Genomic DNA, 16,133 nt, shown 5'->3' with positions numbered 1-16,133 from the left:
CCCGCCGCCCCCACAAACACCGAAACCACCGCCGTCCGCTCCACCCTCACCGTCGCCCCCGACGGCACCTCGATGACCGCCCTGTGGGAACGCTCCGAAGACGGCACCACCTGGCACCCCTGGATGCACATCGCCTTCACCAAGCAATGACCGAACTCACGGGCAGCGATAGAACTCAAGCGCGGAAGGCCGACTCATGAAGGACGGACGACCTTTTCGCCAACCCGCCCGGGTAGCCATGCACCTGAACGGTGGCTTCACCAAGGTCGTGCTGGAGGGCGTCACCGGCGAGTCCGGCATCGCCCGCGACATCCCCACCCGAACCGTCCCCCTCCACCTCCGAGCCATCGGAACCCGCATACTCCTCGTCGGCCACTTTCAAATCCCAGAAACCGACGATTCCGCCGAGGACATCAGATGCGCCCTGCAACACCCCGAAGTCCTCGACTCTGGCGCCGCCTCATGACATTCCCGTTCCGCCCCGAAATTCCACGCCCTGACCCGAGGGTCACTCTTCTTGTCGACACAACAAAAGCCCCCTACCACTGCGGTAGAGGGCTTTACTGCTCCCCCTCTGGACTCGAAACCAGAAACCTGCCGGTTCTCTCGGCCGTCTGTCGCTGTCCGCCATTGTTCCTCGAAACCTGCTGCTACCAGCACGTTCCGTGACTACAACTACGTCGCCGTCTGACGTCGTATGCCCGAATCACCGGGCGTTTGTAGTCGGAAAGTAGTACACGGGTCGGAGGCCGAGCGACCTTACCCCGCGAGTGGCGCCCCGCCCCGAACCGGGGCCAGTGGCTGGCTCGCGCACTAACGGCGTCGACATGGGGGTCGTTCGGCATCGTTCGTATCGTGTGGTCGTTCCGGTCCCGCGGGGATCCGAGGAAAAGGCCTGTCGCTGCGGCACTTTGGTATGATTGCCCATTGCCGTCCCAGACGGCGAAAGCGTAGGATCCGGCTCCATGGGCGGGCCGACTGATGAGTTGACGTTGAGAATCATGCGTTCCCTGGAAATCGATCGGCAATGGGTCAAGCATTTCGATCCCGCAGATGTGGCTGGGATAGCGGAGGCGCGATCGGCTGGATGACGTGCAGGTCGAGCAATGGGCGTCAAGATCATCACCTACCAGTCGGACCCAGAGAAGCGTGAGGACGGCAAGGTCGTCGTGATCGTGGCCGTCAACCAGCCTGAGTCAGACCCGGAGGAGGCCAAGCGGCTGGAAGAACGATCGAGGCTGCTGATGGACCATATGCTCAGGCGGCCTGACGGCATCGACCGCAACTGACAGTCAGAAACTGACTGCATACGGCGGATTCCTGTTTGCCCTCGTAGATCTGGGTGATCTCTCAGCCTGTTCCGACCAACCTCGACCAACTCAGCAAAAACCTCTACTGAGCTGGCGAAATGCATCTCAACAGTTCTCGCCCGTTCTGGCCGCCTTCTGACATCCGACGGCCTGTGGACGGCCTGGAGGCGGGCTCACACTGTGTAGAGCTTGCTCCACGCATCGATCGAAGGTCGGAGTCGCTCAGGGAAGTGATCGGTGTCAAGGCGCTCCCGGCCAGCCTGCTGCGCTTGGGATTCATAGAGCGCGATCGCACTCTCAGTTACGAGCACTGCGCACGCGATAGCGTCGGAGACCATCGAGAACACACCACCGTCGCGGCCGTAGTCGACTGTCCACGGGAGTCCGTGGGTGAACCCCGATGTCAGCGAGTACAGCATCGTTGCAAGATCATGGAGATTGCCGCGCACGAGGTCGCGTGCGTGAGGCGGTGGGTTCGCGACCAACCACTCCCCTGCCTCGGTGGTCGCGCCGAGAAAGCCGATCATCTTGGGAAGTACCGCAGCTTCAGCTCGGAGGCCAGCGAGGTGCGTTGCCTGCTTTGCCTGTCGAGTTGCTGCTTGGCGATCACCTGGATCGACGGCGACCAAGTTCTCGAGGAAATATGCTTCTTGACGCGCATCCTCACGCATGGCTCGCGTGATGCGGTCGCGTCGTTCCTGGCGGTCCACCGGGCTCAGCAACCACACAGCCCTCGAGGCGGCTTCAAGTGCTGCACGACACTCTGCAAGCACCGGACCCAGTCGAGTCTTTCCAGTCTCATGCCGTTGGCTGAACATGTAGCCGGCTGCACCCATGCTCTCAGTCGCCATCGAGATCGGGTAGGAGGCCATCCACATGACCGGGTTGCTGGAGAATGCCGTGAGAAACCCGGCCTCGTCGGCAGCCATTACCGAGCCTGCCTCCGGCTTGTGAGGGTTCGTACCCCAGCGATGAAGTTCAGCGGCTCGCTCGAACCGAGCGTCGATCCGGTCGATAACCGACCCTAGTATCAGCTTCTCAGCGACTCTGCGCTGGTTCGCGGTCGGCGGCGCACTCATATGCTCTCCTGGCTGGTAGGTGAGGATGATCCTGGATCCTCAACTGATGGCCGCATTGCTATCACACCTATGCGACACACCTTGGAAAAAATCGCGTCAATGCCGCGGACCCGCTTGGCCTCCGACACGTCTAACCTGTTCACATCGTTCGTAGCGTGTGGTCCCGGTGCAGTCCCGCAATTTCCCACTAGTCGCAACCAGGATCGGCCTGGGCCGGGCTCGGGTTGCGCATGAGGTGGGCTGGCTCCCCGCCTCGACCTCCACGACTGCGGAAACTGCCGGACCCAGCCACCTCGAACCGGCGTGACTGTTAGGACCGCTGCTGGTTCACCGGTCGCGACCGGGAAGGCCTGCCATCCTCGACATGTGGGGGTAGCGCTCACTCCAGACGGCTTCGGCCCCGACACCCGCAGCGACGCACCATCCAACGTGTCGATGATGAAGACTGTTCCTGGCGTTTGTGCTGGTTGGGTGGAATCGGCTCCGTGGGTCTGATCTGGGAACTTCGCGCTGCATCGTTGGCCGAAATGGGCACCCTTGGGAAGCGCTGCGTACTCACTGCGTACCGAGCGCCGGGGTGGCATGCCCCAGCCTTATTGGGGAAGGCGCTGGGTGGCGTACTCATAGATCTCGCCAAGCGCGGGATTAGCCGCTCCTCTGAGTTCGTCCAATTGCTCGCTTACGCCGCCGACCTCGCTGGGGCGTCCTGTCGTGCTTTTGTCGCTGAGGACCATTGCCACTCGCTGCATCGCCCCGCGGACGGTATTTAGCTGGTCGGAGATCCTGATCTTTGGTGAGCAGATCAGCGACAAGAAGCGTTTCGAACAACTCGCTCCCTGCGGGCCGGACACGCCTCAGGCTGTAGTCCACGATCGAGGACTTGGCTTGCTCAGTTCCCGCGCCCGGTAGGTCTCCACCCGGGATCGTCGCATAAGTCCATCGTTGTAGTCGGAAAGTAGTCGATCTGCGCGGATTCTCCCGGACAAACAAAAAGCCCTCCACCTGCTTGCGCTGGTAGAGGGCTTTTTCGTGCTCCCCCATCTGGACTCGAACCAGAAACCTGCCGTGATGGGACAGGCCCTTCCCAACGCTTCCCATCTCTTCCCAAAACAGCCCTCTACCTGCACTTTCATCAACACAGTGGCACTCGTCACGCTTGGTCGGTACCCAACGATTCTCATTGAATCCGTGTCGTTTGTGTGCCGCGGGTGTCTGGAGGTGGCCTGGTCCGCGAGTTGGCCTTCGCCCGGGCCATCCGAACTCCACCCATGCCGCAAGGACGCGACCGCCCTGTGGTCCCATAGCCCCAGCAGCATTGCCCGTTCGGGCGGCGCGCTACAGCGATAACCAGTCAGTAGTCCCTCACTACCACAAGACCAGCTGCCACGTGGGACTGAGCGCCAAAGGGTGAACGTCTGCGGATAACGGACGCGCTTGGTCCCCGATCGTGCGTGGAGATTCCATCACCTCAGGACTGTCCCGCCGCCTCTCGACCACCTCTGGGCACCGGCAACTGCCCCATCGTCACACGTCTTGAATCGTGACGTTAAGCCCAAGTTCGCTTGCCGCTGCCTCGATTGACGCGGCAGCGGTCCCACTGACGACTAGATGCACTGTTCCACTGAGATAACTGGCTTGTCGCTCATCGCATGCGATGTACAGGCTACGAAACAGCGCGACGAACTTGTCGGCGGCTTCATCCTGGTTCAGGAGGTTTCTAGTGAAGGAGAACTTCAATTGCTGCTCCCTGGCCTCAGGTTCTCGATCGAGCAGACCGGGGTCCGTGATGCGCGCGCCAGCGGCTAGTGGCGTGGTCTTGACGGTGTTCGGCTTCGGCGATTGCCCAGAGGCTGGCGAGACACTATCCTCCACCGATTCGGATGTCGGCGCGCAATGATGACTGTCCTCGGCTACACCGCACACGCTGCAGGTCGCAACTGGTCTGACCAGCCGTAGTGTGGTGCTGGCGAGGTTAACCTGCCCGGCACCGGGCACCGCGACAGTAGTGCCGCTGCCGTCGACGATTCGGATCAGCCCATCACATACCGCGTTGAAGATTGCGTGCTGAAGATCGCTGTCTCCGTTGAATAGCAGCGGCAGTCGCGGGGCGTTGTAGAACGCACTGCGGATCTCCGACAGGCTCCGCCCATAGTCCTGGTCGCGGAGGTTATGCACCAGGGCTTTCGCTGAAAACTGACCATCCTCGAAAGCTTTGTCCCGCTCTGCCAGTGCCTTCCAAACCATCGTGCCGTTGAGCGAGGTCAGGTTGTCGGAGTCGAAGGTAATGTCCTCGATCGTGCGATCCGAGTCGGGCTGGGCCAGGAACACCGCATGCTGGTAGGCGCGCCGGACCGCCTTCTCCAGTTGTTCCTTCGCATTAGCCAACTCCTTGGTACCAGTTGCTTTGAGCTCGGCATCTCCCTGAACCTCTGGCGCCGCCAGTGCCTTCTGGCGGGCCAGGTATTCCACTGCATGTCCGCGTGCGAGAGCACGGCGCTGGGTGTTGACCACGGCATAGACCGCACTGCTCGCCCACTGAACCGGGATTTGGGAGGTACCACGGTCCAGGCCCATTGCCGCGGTCAGCGCCTCCATCGTCGCCCGCTCCATACCGTTGCGGAGACTGAACTGTGCTGGATCCAACACCACCAAACGGTTCACGTGAGCGGTGTCGAGGCCCGCGGTAGTCAGGACATCCGCAGCGGAGCGCGATCTGTCCGCGGCCACGAACTTCATGTCGCGGAACGGCCCGGAGCTGGAAAGGCGGTCGGCGACTTTCGCGATGATATCGTCCCGTTCGGCTTCGGTGATTGTCCGCTTGATGTTGCTGACAAGCATCCGGTGCGTCAACCTGGTCGACAGGAAGTATCGGGCCGGCTTGTTGTTCCCCTGCCCGGGAATCACCTCGACAGCGTTCATCCCGCCTACGGCGTTAACCAGTTCCTCCACCACCTGGTCGGCGTCAGTGACGGTGTAGAGCGCATCAGGGATACTGGTAGCGGCCTTGACCTCCGGTGCGCTGGCCCCACGGCCGCGTCCAGGACGCAAGGTGCCGATGATGCTGGCGAGGAAGATGAACGTAGCGGCCCGTTCGGACGCGTAAGGGTTCCGTTGGGCCCACATATGCGGATCACGCTCGATGTCATGCTTGCGTGCGACGCCGCCGTTGCGAGATGAGTTGACCACCTCGTTCTCAGCGATACTCCGATAATTCGCGATCGTTTTCTCATCCTCGACCAGACCTGAACCGAGCAGCGCTTCACGCACCGAGTTGTCCGATAGCGGAAGGTCTCCAGGTCCGATCAATGCAGGTACCCACTCACCTGCCAGACCGCGCTGCTGCTGCGCATAGACGGTCGCGGCGAAGATCCGGATAGTCGAACGGACCCTCTGAAAGCCTGTGACCGCGCTCCACTCGTTCTTGGCGATGCTTATGAGCATCGGATGAAACGGGTAGCAATTAGCGACTTGGCTGGCCCAATCGCGGCGCCAGTCCGCTGATGTGGCATCCCATACACTCTTGGACCATACCTTGTCCGAGAGCGCACTCTCATAAAGCGCCGCAGTGGCGGCCAGAACTTCCTTGGCTGGTTCCGCCTCAAACAGACGCCTTCGCAGGATGTCGGCGAAGTCCTCGACTTCTGTCACGGTCGTCGGTGATCCGTTTCGGTCAAGGAGTCCGTTCAGATCGGCACGGCGGGCTTGCGCGGCCGCCGACAGGGCGATGCTGTCCTTGTCCGAAGCGATCATCACCACGAGCATCGCGACGTTGGGTACGTCGTTAATCACGTCGAGCAGCGCTCGTAGGAACGCGACATCCTGTGCACCAAGCTCAGGATTTTTGGCCCCATCGAGCCCGTGCCCGATGTAGTCAAGGATCTCGTCGACGATCACCAGAACCGGACGATTGACCGCACGGATCGCCTCGGAAATCTTGTTCTTATCGCTCCAATACGGCTGGTATCTCTCGAAGAGCGTGTAGTCCGCACTGAACAGCCGCCACAGGAACCTCTCGTAGAGGGTGATGGCTGGACCGTCCAGTTCTTTGACCGGCGCGAACGGCGTCATGTTGTCGCATGGTAGGACCACCACAAGTGGGTTGCCGAGGTCGCTCGGGAGCGGCCTGCCGATCCTGGCGGCGCTCTCCGCCGCCACAGACTGACCGAGTTCGGTCTGCATCAGCGCGGTCGGGTTCGCCGCCAAGTGGAAAGCACCGATGCAGGCGTGGGATTTACCGCCGCCCATCCCCTGGTCGAGTCGGGTAACAGCGCGCGCCTTCACGTAGTCCCCACCGCTGCCGATCCGGATAGCGATCTCAGCGAGTAGATCGATGAGTCGTCCGGTGGGGTGGGTAATCGACCCGTAGTACGTGGCATCCGCGTATGGGGCGCTTGCGACCCCACGGCCATAGACAGCCTGGAACAACGACATCTGCACGTCGTCGATTTGCCCTGACGCGCCGAGGATCTCCTTGCGGATCTGCAGCGCCTTCCACCATGGCGTCACACTCGTTGCCATCTTCGTCCCCCTCGATACCCGCTGTGCTGGTGTACGTTTCGTGCCGGTCAAAGCAACCTCAACTGGTCGTCGTCAATCTTCTGCTTACGTGCCTTCGACTCGACCTCGAAGACCACTGCGTCCGCGGCGTTGGCGATACCATCGCGAGTCCGCAGCACCCGTGTGAACGCGACAGCATCAGAATCACTGGCAGGGAGCCGGTCGGCGAGAAATTTCACCGCGGCCCACAAGTAGGCGTCCTCGGCGCTGACCCCGGAGCGAGCCAGTACTTCCCCCATGCTCGAAATACCTTCCTCCGAGGCCGCAGCAAGCGCCAACGCAACGTCGATGACCGCTGACTCATCGGTGACGCGTGCGGCGAAGGCCGCCGCGGTCACGAATCGCACACCACCGTCGGAGTCTGGAACCAGATCGCGGACGTTGTCGATCTCCAGGGATGACGCGAGAGCCTGCCAGCGAAGCTCCGATTTTGCCTGGGTTTGCCGACCGTACAGCCGCACCCACCAGAGTGCGAACCTCGTACGGGCATCGAATACTTCGAGCGGATGATGATCCACTTCGACGGCCATCGCGGCCTGCACAGCTGAGCGGGCTAGTGGCAAAAAGGTGTAGATGTCGACAGGCTCGCCTGTCGCGTCGAGAACCTGACTGTATCGACCGACAACTTCCATCGCCGGTCCGGCAGCTGCCATCAGCATGTCCGCTGGTGCGAGACCCCAACGCTCCCAATCGGGGTAGCGGCGGCGCACCTCTGCCCTGATAGCGGACTCCACCGCGCCCTTACGGCCTGGTGTGCGGCCCGAAGGCGCCGGCCGGCAGGCCATCGTCAATGTGGTCTCGATGTTAGCTTTGCCCTGCTGCCCTCCGGACTCGGTGTTGGCCGGCCAAGAAGCGGTCATGACCAGTTGAGCTTGCTCGATCGAAGTGAGTAAACGCTGCCATACCTCGGGTTCGCCGTGCCCGAAAACAATAGTGACCACGCCATCTGGTTGGACGACTCGCTGCATCTCGCTGAACGCCAGAGTGATCGACCGGTCGTAATGTTCACGGGTGCGGTGCTCTTGTGGTGCCTCACCACGCACTCGTTTGACGATGATTTCCTGCGCTTTGTCCTGAGCGCCGTACGGGTCGGCGGTCATCGCCAACTCAGGCCAGGTGTTATGCAGACACCGTTTGATCCAGACATAGAACAGGTCCGACGCGTCGGCGTAAGCGATCATCTGGTCGTACGGGGGGTCAGTGACGACGGCGGAGAACTTGTCAGCCGGGAACGGCAGCATTGTGGCTGAGCCGCGTTGGACATAGGTGGCTGTGCCACGAATGTCGGTGAAAAGATTCCGGCACGTCGCAATTACATTGCTCGAGATGGACTTCCACGTTCCGGGGCCGTCACCCAAACCAGCTTCGAAGAAGTCGTGGGAGAACGTGATGGAACCCTCGTTCACGAACAGGTCGCCGACGCGCGCCCCACCCGTGCTCTGGAACCTCGCGCCTCGAGTCGACCGGCGCAGCTTCTTCGCAACCACTGCGGTCGCATACCCGGCGAGCACTCGCACGTAATGTTCGGACATGCCGCCAGCACGTAATTCATCGGCCACTGTGCCGATCACTTTCGCGAGCCTGACGTAGGACAGGGTTTGACGGTCGACCATGAAGTCGCCGTATGTTCGAGCACCATAGATGCTCGGACCGATGATGTTGTTGTTGCCGGGCGCGATCCGTTCGTCCGGCACTGCGGACATGAACGGCCCGAAAGACGCTTCCGCTGCCAGCAACACGGAAGCCTTGCTGACTGCGGACCGCTCATCGGCGGTCGGCTCCCGAAACGTCTTCCTGCTTCGCCCGTCGATGTCCGCGGCAAGGATCAATGCGTCCTCGCCTCGGCCGTTCTGAAGAAGGCGACGGTGGACATCGAGCGAATGCACATGCGCGCAAAACGGGCATATCGCGCTTTTACCTGGGATTTTTCGGCCGCCGACAACCGCATTGGCGAGCGTAGGGTCTTTTTGCGGGGAGCCGTGATGCACTACGGCTCTCCACTTCCCGGACTGACGGTCGGCATCGATATAGAACGACACCGCCCCGTTCTTGCCCCTGGCAAGGATCAGCGTGTATGAACCGATCAGCGGGAACCTGTTCGCACACTCCTGACACTCAATGGTCGCCGCCCACAGGTACCCCCACGGATAGCTGCCACCTGACATCGGATAGACCTCTGCCATAGCCCGCGTGTGCCGCAGGCCAACCTCAGCAAACAGGCTCTCCAAGTCTTGAAGGAGCCGATCGCTGGGAGCGGTCAGTAATCGCCGACCGCCGTCCCCGAATGGAAGATCCGGTTCTTTCGTCCAATCAATGAACGGCGCGCTGGTCAGCAACGAACTCGCCAGCACAGCCACCGGACTGTAATCGATTGCGTGGGCCTCGATCTCGAGCCGGGCCGACTCCAGAGGAATCATCCCACGACCGCTGAACGGGTCGAGAGTGACGGCCCCCTGAGGGTTCGCCTTGACGATCTCCGCAGCCAGCTCCGTCCACGCTCCATACCGGCCAGTCATTGCTGTGCGGACGATCTCCTGAAGGCGAACCTGCTCTGCCAAATCATCTGGCCAGGGAAGCAGCGAACACGCCACTGCAGCCTTTGCCTGCGCTGTAGGCCTCTTGGCAAACCACATAAACAGCGAGATCTCCGAGTTGCCCGACCCCCAGCCTTTGCTACTGTTCGCCGACACTTCTGCGCTGGGGAACCATCGTTCGATCATGCGTGTCATAGCTGACTGCCATGCGCTTTCTTTAGGCTGCTGCCGGGGACACGGAAGATTGCGTCTCCGATCATGTCTGTGGCGAACAGGGTGGCGGGGTCTTCGTAGGCACCGAACAGCCGGCCGGTGCCGTCCGCACAGTTGTCGACGACATAGAGCCAATACTGCTTACGGTGCTGGGTGGCGATGAGTACCTCGTTGCCAGTCATACGGACTCCGTCAGAAGCAGCGCTACCGGCGACTCCCTTGACCTCGATGTGCCGGATCTGGCTGTTGCGGCGGGCATCGAGGTCGTAGCCACGGTTCTCGGTGTGGACATCATCGACGTGCCAGCCGTCGCCGGTGAGGAACTTCGCGACAAGCTTCATCGATACGAGCTCCGAGTCGATCTCGGATTGTGTGCTGGGGTCAGCTGCCGCGTGAACGCGAATCCGTCCGACAAGTCTTGGATCCGAAAGCTGGACATGGGTTAGCCGTTTGAGGTCATCGAGGCGTAAGTCGGTTTGTGCCTTCAGGTGCTTGCGCATGGCCACTCGGTCATTCCGATCGAGGATGCCTTCGGTGAGCGTGATCGGGAGGTTCTGCAGGTCTTTACGAGCCTGGGCGAACCAGTCGGCCCGGACCTTCTGTCGCGCAAGAACCGATTCCTCGGCGACTAGGTGAGCAGCCTGGTTGGCGTGGTCCAGACGGGCAGGATGTTCCGCCGTGCCGGGCAATGAAGTAGGTATGAGGTTTGCCAGAGCTTCCCACCGGACTGCGCGCGCGTTTCCAGCGTCATCGACCTTGATAAGAGTGGCCCAAATACTTCGGGATTGCCCGCCGCTCTCGGTCATCACGGCTTCGAACGCGTATAGGTCGTAGGAAGTCAGGCTGCTGGGATCCTGCGCCGCACCAGACTGGAACATCGCCTCGGCCATCTCGGTGTCAGCGAGGCTGATCAAGTCAGTGAATCCGGGTTCGCCTGGGCCGAGCGTGATCGTGTCGGCTACGTCGATATGGCTGGCGGCGGCCCGTAAGGCTTCACCGCTGGTGGCTAGCAGAGCACTCGTGGATCCACCGAGACTGGCTGGCAAAGTGCCTGCAGCGATGGTGATCTGCCGGAATCCCTCACCAGCGGTCGTACGGGCCACTGTGATCAACCCCGCCGCGTCCAACCGGTCCAAATAGGCTTCGACTATCGCCGGGTTGATACGGGCGAACAGGTCGCGCTGCAGCAGCGTCAGTGCGGCGACTGCGTCTACCTGGCTAGCCAGTTTGCGTTCAGTATCGCGAACCTCGCGGGCCTTGCGGACCAGTTCTTGCGTCTGGATCGCCTGCGCAGCCTCCACCGCGGCGTGCTTCTTTACCTCGTCGTTGCCGTACAGGGCGGTCAGCCACTTTTCGTAGTCGACACCGGTGATCTCCGCGACTGCAGACAGGCTGTCGAACATCTGACCCCGAAGCTCGTTCGCCGCGGTGACGAAGTTGTCGAGCAACCGCATCAATGTCTCACCCTCGCGGGTGTCGGTCGCGACCAAGTTGTACAAGAACACATCCCGGGTCTGACCGACCCGGTGAATGCGGCCCATGCGCTGCTCAAGCCGAACCAGCGACCAGGGGATGTCATAGTTGACCAGGACATGCGCAGCCTGTAGGTCGATCCCTTCGTTGCCGGCGTCGGTGGTGACGATGACCTGGAACTCTCCGCGCATGAACTCACGGCGGACCTCGTCACGCTCGTGCTTGGACTGGCGGCCCGAGTACATTTTCGCGGTGTAGCCGTCCTGGCGAAGACGGTTGGCGATCCAATACGCCGTGTCAGCGAACTCGGTGAAGATGACGGCCTGCTGCCTAGTACCGGCGTTGATCCCGTGAACCGTGAGGCAGCCATCGACCAACCGGAGCCATTTCGACGGTTGCCAGCTTTCCGCCTCGATCGTGGCGTCGAGCCGTTCAAGGAACGACTTGATCGCTGATCGTTCCGCCCGCGATGCCGTGGATGGCGCGTTGACCACTTTCGCCTCGTCGACCTCGGCTTCATCACCGACATCATTACGATCAGCGTTGAACGCTGCCTCGGCCTCGCTCAGCTCACCCATATGCCGGTATCGGCGGCGCAACGTTTCGGCCAGCGAGTACAGGTTCGACGCGGCACGCTTGCCGTATACCATCCGGGCCAGAGGTTGCGCGGTGCGCGGAAAGTAGTTGCCGACCATATCGATCGCTTCGATGTAGAAGCCGTATTCGGCCTTCGAAAGCGGAACACTGTGGTTGGCGGCGCTGCGGCCCTTGAACAGCCGGGTTTTGCCGTCGTAGTCGACCAAGTCTTCCTTCATGCGGCGCAGGAAGTGGATCGGCCCGGGCTTCAACGCATCGAGGTGTGCGCTCTGGTCAGGGCCAGGGTCCGGATAGATGTCCGGGTCGACCAAATGCAGTAAATGCCGGAACAGCCACTCTTTACCCCGGTGTGGGGTCGCTGTCATCAACAACGCGCGCGGAGTGTTCTTCGCCAGCAGGCGACCGACTTGATGGAAACCAGCTGCGGTAGGGGTCAACCGATGCGCCTCATCGAACACCACGAGGTCCCAGCCGGCCTTGTCGGGGCGAATTGCTTCCTGAACCGCAGGGTTGACCGCAGCGAGCTCCAGGCTCACAACCCACAGGTCTCCAGTTTTCAACGCCTCCTGACGGATTGTTTCAGCTGTGAGGTGCTTGAGACCACCGCCGAGCAAGCGGCCGAAGTCGTCAACCCACTTGGTGGCCAAGTTCGCAGGGCACACAATGATCGCCCGGTGGACAAGTCCCAACCGCAGCATCTCCCGGATATAGAGACCAGCCATGATCGTCTTGCCGGTGCCAGGCTCATCTGCCAGCAGAAACCGCAGCTGCGGCTGCGGAAGCATCGCACCGTAGACCGCCGTCGTCTGGTGCGCGTACGGCTTGAGCGGAGTCGAAGCCATCGCACTGGTTTCTGCGTTGGTCGCCGCTGCGTGCATCCAACGCGTCCACATGCCAGCCAGTACACGAGCGGAATCAGCTTGGCCGTCGCTTGTGAGGACACGGACCGAGTGAGTGTCGCCCGCAACAAGATTCACCTCATGTCGGACTCCATCATCGTCAGCCAGGAACAGATCGAGGCCGCCGGTTTCATCGTCGGGTACTGCGCGCCGGACAGTCGCGAAGTCAGGAACACCTGCAACGCTCACCCGGACACGTTGACCGCGTTCGAACACAGAAACCTCGCCTAGCCTGGTGGTACCTCAGTAGATGCTCGACCACACCAAATAGCTCTAACAACAACCACTTCCATCTGAAGATACCGCCAGCACCACTGTCACATGAGACGAACAACAGTCGATCGGACGCTTAGTGGGGCAAGATCGCGTCTGTCGAGATCCCCTGCCGCACAGAATGATCCAACGTCATCGTTGGGCATGCCGCAACAAAATCACCCAAAATGGGGGCGGCGGCGCGAGTGCGCTGAATCTACTGCTGTAGCTCGGCAATCCGGGAGTCCCGGCATCTCTCACATACTGTCGCCGCAGCCGACACACCAAGGCGACTCCATCACCGCCGCGCTGACGTGGCGGTCACGGATCCTCTGATCGGCGCGGCGGCGCCGATCCCGGCACGTTCGACGTGGGGCACGAACTGAGTCCTTGGCGCCTTCGCCGCGCGCCGCTTCTTCTGCTAGGCGTTGCAACCTCCATGCCCCGCCAGTCTCCCACCTCTCATTATGCCGCGCGGGCTTGCTCCTTGCGGACACATTCTCTGCCCGAACCGCTTCGACATGTCCCACCTCCCGTGTCCTCGCGCTTGCGATCTAACCCTTCTGTAACAGTCAGATTGGACTTCCCTATGGCAACTTCTCAGGTTTCTGCACGTCAATTGGTCGACCAAGTCCGCAAACCGCCACTGGATCGTCGAGCAGGGTTGGTCACAGCCGTCACGGCGATGTTGGCCGGGGAGCAACAGATCTTCGTCGACGTCGTCGGGGCGCATAGCGGTGATGCGAGGATCGTTGTGCGGTGGGGGCGGGTGGTGATGACGTTCACCTCGGCTGAACAGGTCCAGCGCATGGTCGGCCTGTTCGGATTGGCTCGTCAGGCGATGGTCGGGGTGGACCAGCGGGTACCGATGCCAGTGGTGGAGGCTCCGATTTCGGAGGTCGCGGTCCTCGCTGCGATTACATGGACCCATACACCGTCCGGCGCGGCCTCGGTGGAACGGATGTATCACGAGGGGATGCGGCGTTCGATCAGCTACGTTGCGTTGTCGATCAGCCCGGTTACCTTCCATATCCTGGATCGCGATGGTCTCAACAGCGCGAGCAAGGCTCTGGTCCGCGCGCATCAGCTGGCCGTCACTGTCTATCCCGATGGTGCTCGATATGCCGGGGATCCGAACGCTGCGGCTTGGCAACGGGCGAATCGGCGTCACCTGAAGCCACGCGGTGGGGGCTGGTCTCACCGATGAACGTCGTTGACCCCGCCGGCACCGGACCACCTACCCAGCAGCACCCGGAAACCACTGAACACCAACCTCGTTCGGAGGCTCCTGTCGCCGCTGATGACGATGTCGAGAGTGCCGCGCAGATCGTGGTCAGTCATCTGTGGAACACCGAGTACGAGGCCGGCGAGGGCGAGCAGCCCAACCACATCTTCCAGCAGTTGCGCACGCTCGCTCAGTGGCTGACCACGACGCCCGGCGATTGACCAGCGCCTGAACCGCAATCTGCGACGACCGTCGAGGGCCGCGGTCTGCTGCCCGAGGTCGATTGCGCGACTCGCCGCACGCCCGCGCCCGCGCGTATTCCGCATGACACCCCATAGCCATAGCGCGCAGATCCATTCGCGCGGTTACCGGCGGTGTCCCCACCATTCCCCCGATCCGAAGGAGTCAGTGATGTCGTTCGTTTCTTCTGTTCGTCATGCCGAGTTGAGTGACTTGGTGAGGTTGTTGAGTCATCAGCAGGCCGCCAAGGTCGATGTGGTCGCGCCGGCCTCAGCGCTGCGTGCCCGCGACGGTTTCATCGAGTTGTCGGACGTCGGTCCGGTCGTCGACGAGCGTGGTGTGACCCTCGTCGACGGCGCCTATCGGCCGACAGCCGCAGCGGATTCGCAGCTGGGCACAAAGCTGAAGATCCCGGTCGGGTACCTGCGGTGGTTACGTGAGCAGGAACGCACCGACCTCTACGACGGCAACGTCAATGGTTTGCTCCACGGTCCTGAGGACCCGCGTCTGCCCGACCAGTGCGAGGATCGGTCGTTTCTGTTGCGGTTGTTCACCTCCGGTGGGCCGGGCGAGCCTGGGGTGTTGCGGGCGTTTCTGTCGGACCGGTACGGGATCATCGACAACCTCGATGTGCTCACCGCGGTGCTCGACGGCATCACGGCCGCCGATGCCGATGTCGAGGTGCGATCGTGTGATCTGACGGAATCTTCGATGCACTGCAAGGTGTATTCACCGTCGGTGTCGGCGATGGCGCCGACGTTTCTGCGCAACTACCGTAATCCGTTCGCCAATGTGGAGATCGAGGCCGAGCGCCGACGTGTCGCGGGGGATCTGGATCGGTGGCGCGGTGTCGCCGCCCGCCATGGTCAGGGTTTCCGGGCGGGGAGTGAGCCGGTGGTGTTCGCCGGGCTTCGGTTCTCCAATTCCGAAATCGGTCACCATGCGGTGACGTTGAAGCCGGAGCTGGTCGTGCAGGTGTGCGGTAACGGGCTCACGGTGCCGTTGTTCGCGTTCACCAAGCGTCATCTCGGCGACAAACTCGATGTCGGCACCGTGGGCGCCTGGTCGCAGGACACCTACCGCAAACGGCTCGCGGTGATCACCGCCGAAACCCGCGACAAGGTCGCCGAATGGTTGTCACCGGAATTCTTGGCCGCGCGAGTCGGAGAGCTCGAGCGCCATGCCGGCACGCCGGTGAACCGGCCGGACACGACCATCGAGGTACTGGGGAAGAAGTTGGGGTTCAGCGAGGACGAACGTGCCGGGGTGTTGTCGCATTTCATCGCCGCCGGTCAGCTCACCGCCGCCGGGATCGCGAACGCAGTCACCAGCTACTCCCAGACCATTCCCGATGCCGACCGCGCCGACGCCCTCGACGACCTCGCCCTACAGGCCATGACCCTCGTCTGACCGACCAGTCCCCCAGCATCAACGACACTTCCCCCCAACCTGCTCCGGACGTCCGCGCGGATTGCCGCGGCCCGGAGCCCAACTCAGGAGGTTTCCGATGGCCGACACGATGACTCGCCCGGAATTCGAACTGGCAGCGCACCTCGGGGTCGCCGGCGTGGCGACCGCTCTGGCTCCGGCCACCGTCGAGCGATGGCGGGAGGCCGACCCGGGCTGGAAAGGCAAGCACTGGGCTTACACCGAACCCGATGACCTCGGCGCTCGCCGCCTCCACCCGGTCAACCTCACCAACCGCACCAACGTCCAAAGCTGACCACCCGCTCGATTCCCCCACTCCCTTTTTT

The 16,133-nt window shown here is 62.0% G+C and carries 10 protein-coding genes; 5 read left to right on the top strand and 5 right to left on the bottom strand.

Annotation, left to right across the window (positions count from 1 at the left end; genetic code table 11):
- Positions 1 to 175 precede the first annotated feature (175 nt).
- A complete protein-coding gene (locus HYG95_RS17460) occupies positions 176 to 433 on the bottom strand; it encodes a hypothetical protein (protein ID WP_181699045.1) in 258 nt (85 codons plus the stop codon).
- A gap of 673 nt (positions 434 to 1,106) precedes the next feature.
- Here HYG95_RS17460 and HYG95_RS17455 point away from each other — a divergent pair.
- Complete coding sequence (locus tag HYG95_RS17455) at positions 1,107 to 1,289, top strand: hypothetical protein (RefSeq protein WP_181699043.1); 183 nt, start codon at positions 1,107 to 1,109, stop codon at positions 1,287 to 1,289.
- Positions 1,290 to 1,483: 194 nt separating this feature from the next.
- Here HYG95_RS17455 and HYG95_RS17450 read toward each other — a convergent pair whose 3' ends face one another.
- The 4 genes from HYG95_RS17450 to HYG95_RS17435 all read right to left on the bottom strand — a co-directional run bounded on the left by HYG95_RS17450 (position 1,484) and on the right by HYG95_RS17435 (position 12,851).
- A complete protein-coding gene (locus HYG95_RS17450) occupies positions 1,484 to 2,389 on the bottom strand; it encodes a hypothetical protein (protein WP_181699041.1) in 906 nt (301 codons plus the stop codon).
- Positions 2,390 to 3,913: 1,524 nt separating this feature from the next.
- Entirely contained in the window at positions 3,914 to 6,907 is a 2,994-nt protein-coding gene (locus tag HYG95_RS17445) for a DUF499 domain-containing protein (RefSeq protein ID WP_181699039.1), read from the bottom strand.
- Between the two features lie 47 nt (positions 6,908 to 6,954).
- Positions 6,955 to 9,675, bottom strand: coding sequence for a DUF1156 domain-containing protein (locus tag HYG95_RS17440; RefSeq protein WP_181699037.1), 2,721 nt, complete (start codon positions 9,673 to 9,675; stop codon positions 6,955 to 6,957).
- Positions 9,672 to 12,851 (bottom strand): helicase-related protein, encoded by a 3,180-nt coding sequence (locus tag HYG95_RS17435; RefSeq protein ID WP_370465832.1) that lies wholly within the window; start codon positions 12,849 to 12,851, stop codon positions 9,672 to 9,674. Before HYG95_RS17435 ends, HYG95_RS17440 begins: the two co-directional genes overlap by 4 nt.
- A gap of 652 nt (positions 12,852 to 13,503) precedes the next feature.
- Between HYG95_RS17435 and HYG95_RS17430 the strand changes: the two genes are divergently transcribed.
- The 4 genes from HYG95_RS17430 to HYG95_RS17415 all read left to right on the top strand — a co-directional run bounded on the left by HYG95_RS17430 (position 13,504) and on the right by HYG95_RS17415 (position 16,102).
- Positions 13,504 to 14,121: a hypothetical protein gene (locus HYG95_RS17430; RefSeq protein ID WP_181699032.1), complete on the top strand. Its 618-nt coding sequence runs from the start codon at positions 13,504 to 13,506 to the stop codon at positions 14,119 to 14,121.
- Positions 14,118 to 14,360 (top strand): hypothetical protein, encoded by a 243-nt coding sequence (locus tag HYG95_RS17425; protein WP_181699029.1) that lies wholly within the window; start codon positions 14,118 to 14,120, stop codon positions 14,358 to 14,360. The genes HYG95_RS17430 and HYG95_RS17425 overlap by 4 nt, the downstream gene beginning before the upstream one ends.
- Before the next feature lie 190 nt (positions 14,361 to 14,550).
- The gene (locus HYG95_RS17420; protein WP_181699027.1) at positions 14,551 to 15,789 is read left to right on the top strand and encodes a hypothetical protein; all 1,239 of its coding nucleotides are present in this window, start codon (positions 14,551 to 14,553) and stop codon (positions 15,787 to 15,789) included.
- Between the two features lie 97 nt (positions 15,790 to 15,886).
- Positions 15,887 to 16,102 carry a hypothetical protein gene (locus HYG95_RS17415; protein WP_181699025.1) on the top strand — a complete coding sequence of 72 codons (216 nt, stop codon included), beginning with the start codon at positions 15,887 to 15,889 and terminating at the stop codon, positions 16,100 to 16,102.
- Positions 16,103 to 16,133 lie beyond the last annotated feature (31 nt).

It is taken from the genome of Nocardia sp. GTS18 (genome assembly GCF_013839555.1).
Lineage (GTDB): Bacteria > Actinomycetota > Actinomycetes > Mycobacteriales > Mycobacteriaceae > Nocardia > Nocardia rosealba.
This window is presented reverse-complemented; position numbering and strand designations above follow the sequence as displayed.

Excerpts from the sequence above, each read along its gene's own strand:
- HYG95_RS17430 (WP_181699032.1), top strand. The coding sequence starts at position 13,504 with ATGGCAACTTCTCAGGTTTCTGCACGTCAATTGGTCGACCAAGTCCGC.
- HYG95_RS17450 (WP_181699041.1), bottom strand. The coding sequence starts at position 2,389 with ATGAGTGCGCCGCCGACCGCGAACCAGCGCAGAGTCGCTGAGAAGCTG.
- HYG95_RS17445 (WP_181699039.1), bottom strand. The coding sequence starts at position 6,907 with ATGGCAACGAGTGTGACGCCATGGTGGAAGGCGCTGCAGATCCGCAAG.
- HYG95_RS17425 (WP_181699029.1), top strand. The coding sequence starts at position 14,118 with ATGAACGTCGTTGACCCCGCCGGCACCGGACCACCTACCCAGCAGCAC.
- HYG95_RS17440 (WP_181699037.1), bottom strand. The coding sequence starts at position 9,675 with ATGACACGCATGATCGAACGATGGTTCCCCAGCGCAGAAGTGTCGGCG.
- HYG95_RS17415 (WP_181699025.1), top strand. The coding sequence starts at position 15,887 with ATGGCCGACACGATGACTCGCCCGGAATTCGAACTGGCAGCGCACCTC.
- HYG95_RS17420 (WP_181699027.1), top strand. The coding sequence starts at position 14,551 with ATGTCGTTCGTTTCTTCTGTTCGTCATGCCGAGTTGAGTGACTTGGTG.
- HYG95_RS17455 (WP_181699043.1), top strand. The coding sequence starts at position 1,107 with ATGGGCGTCAAGATCATCACCTACCAGTCGGACCCAGAGAAGCGTGAG.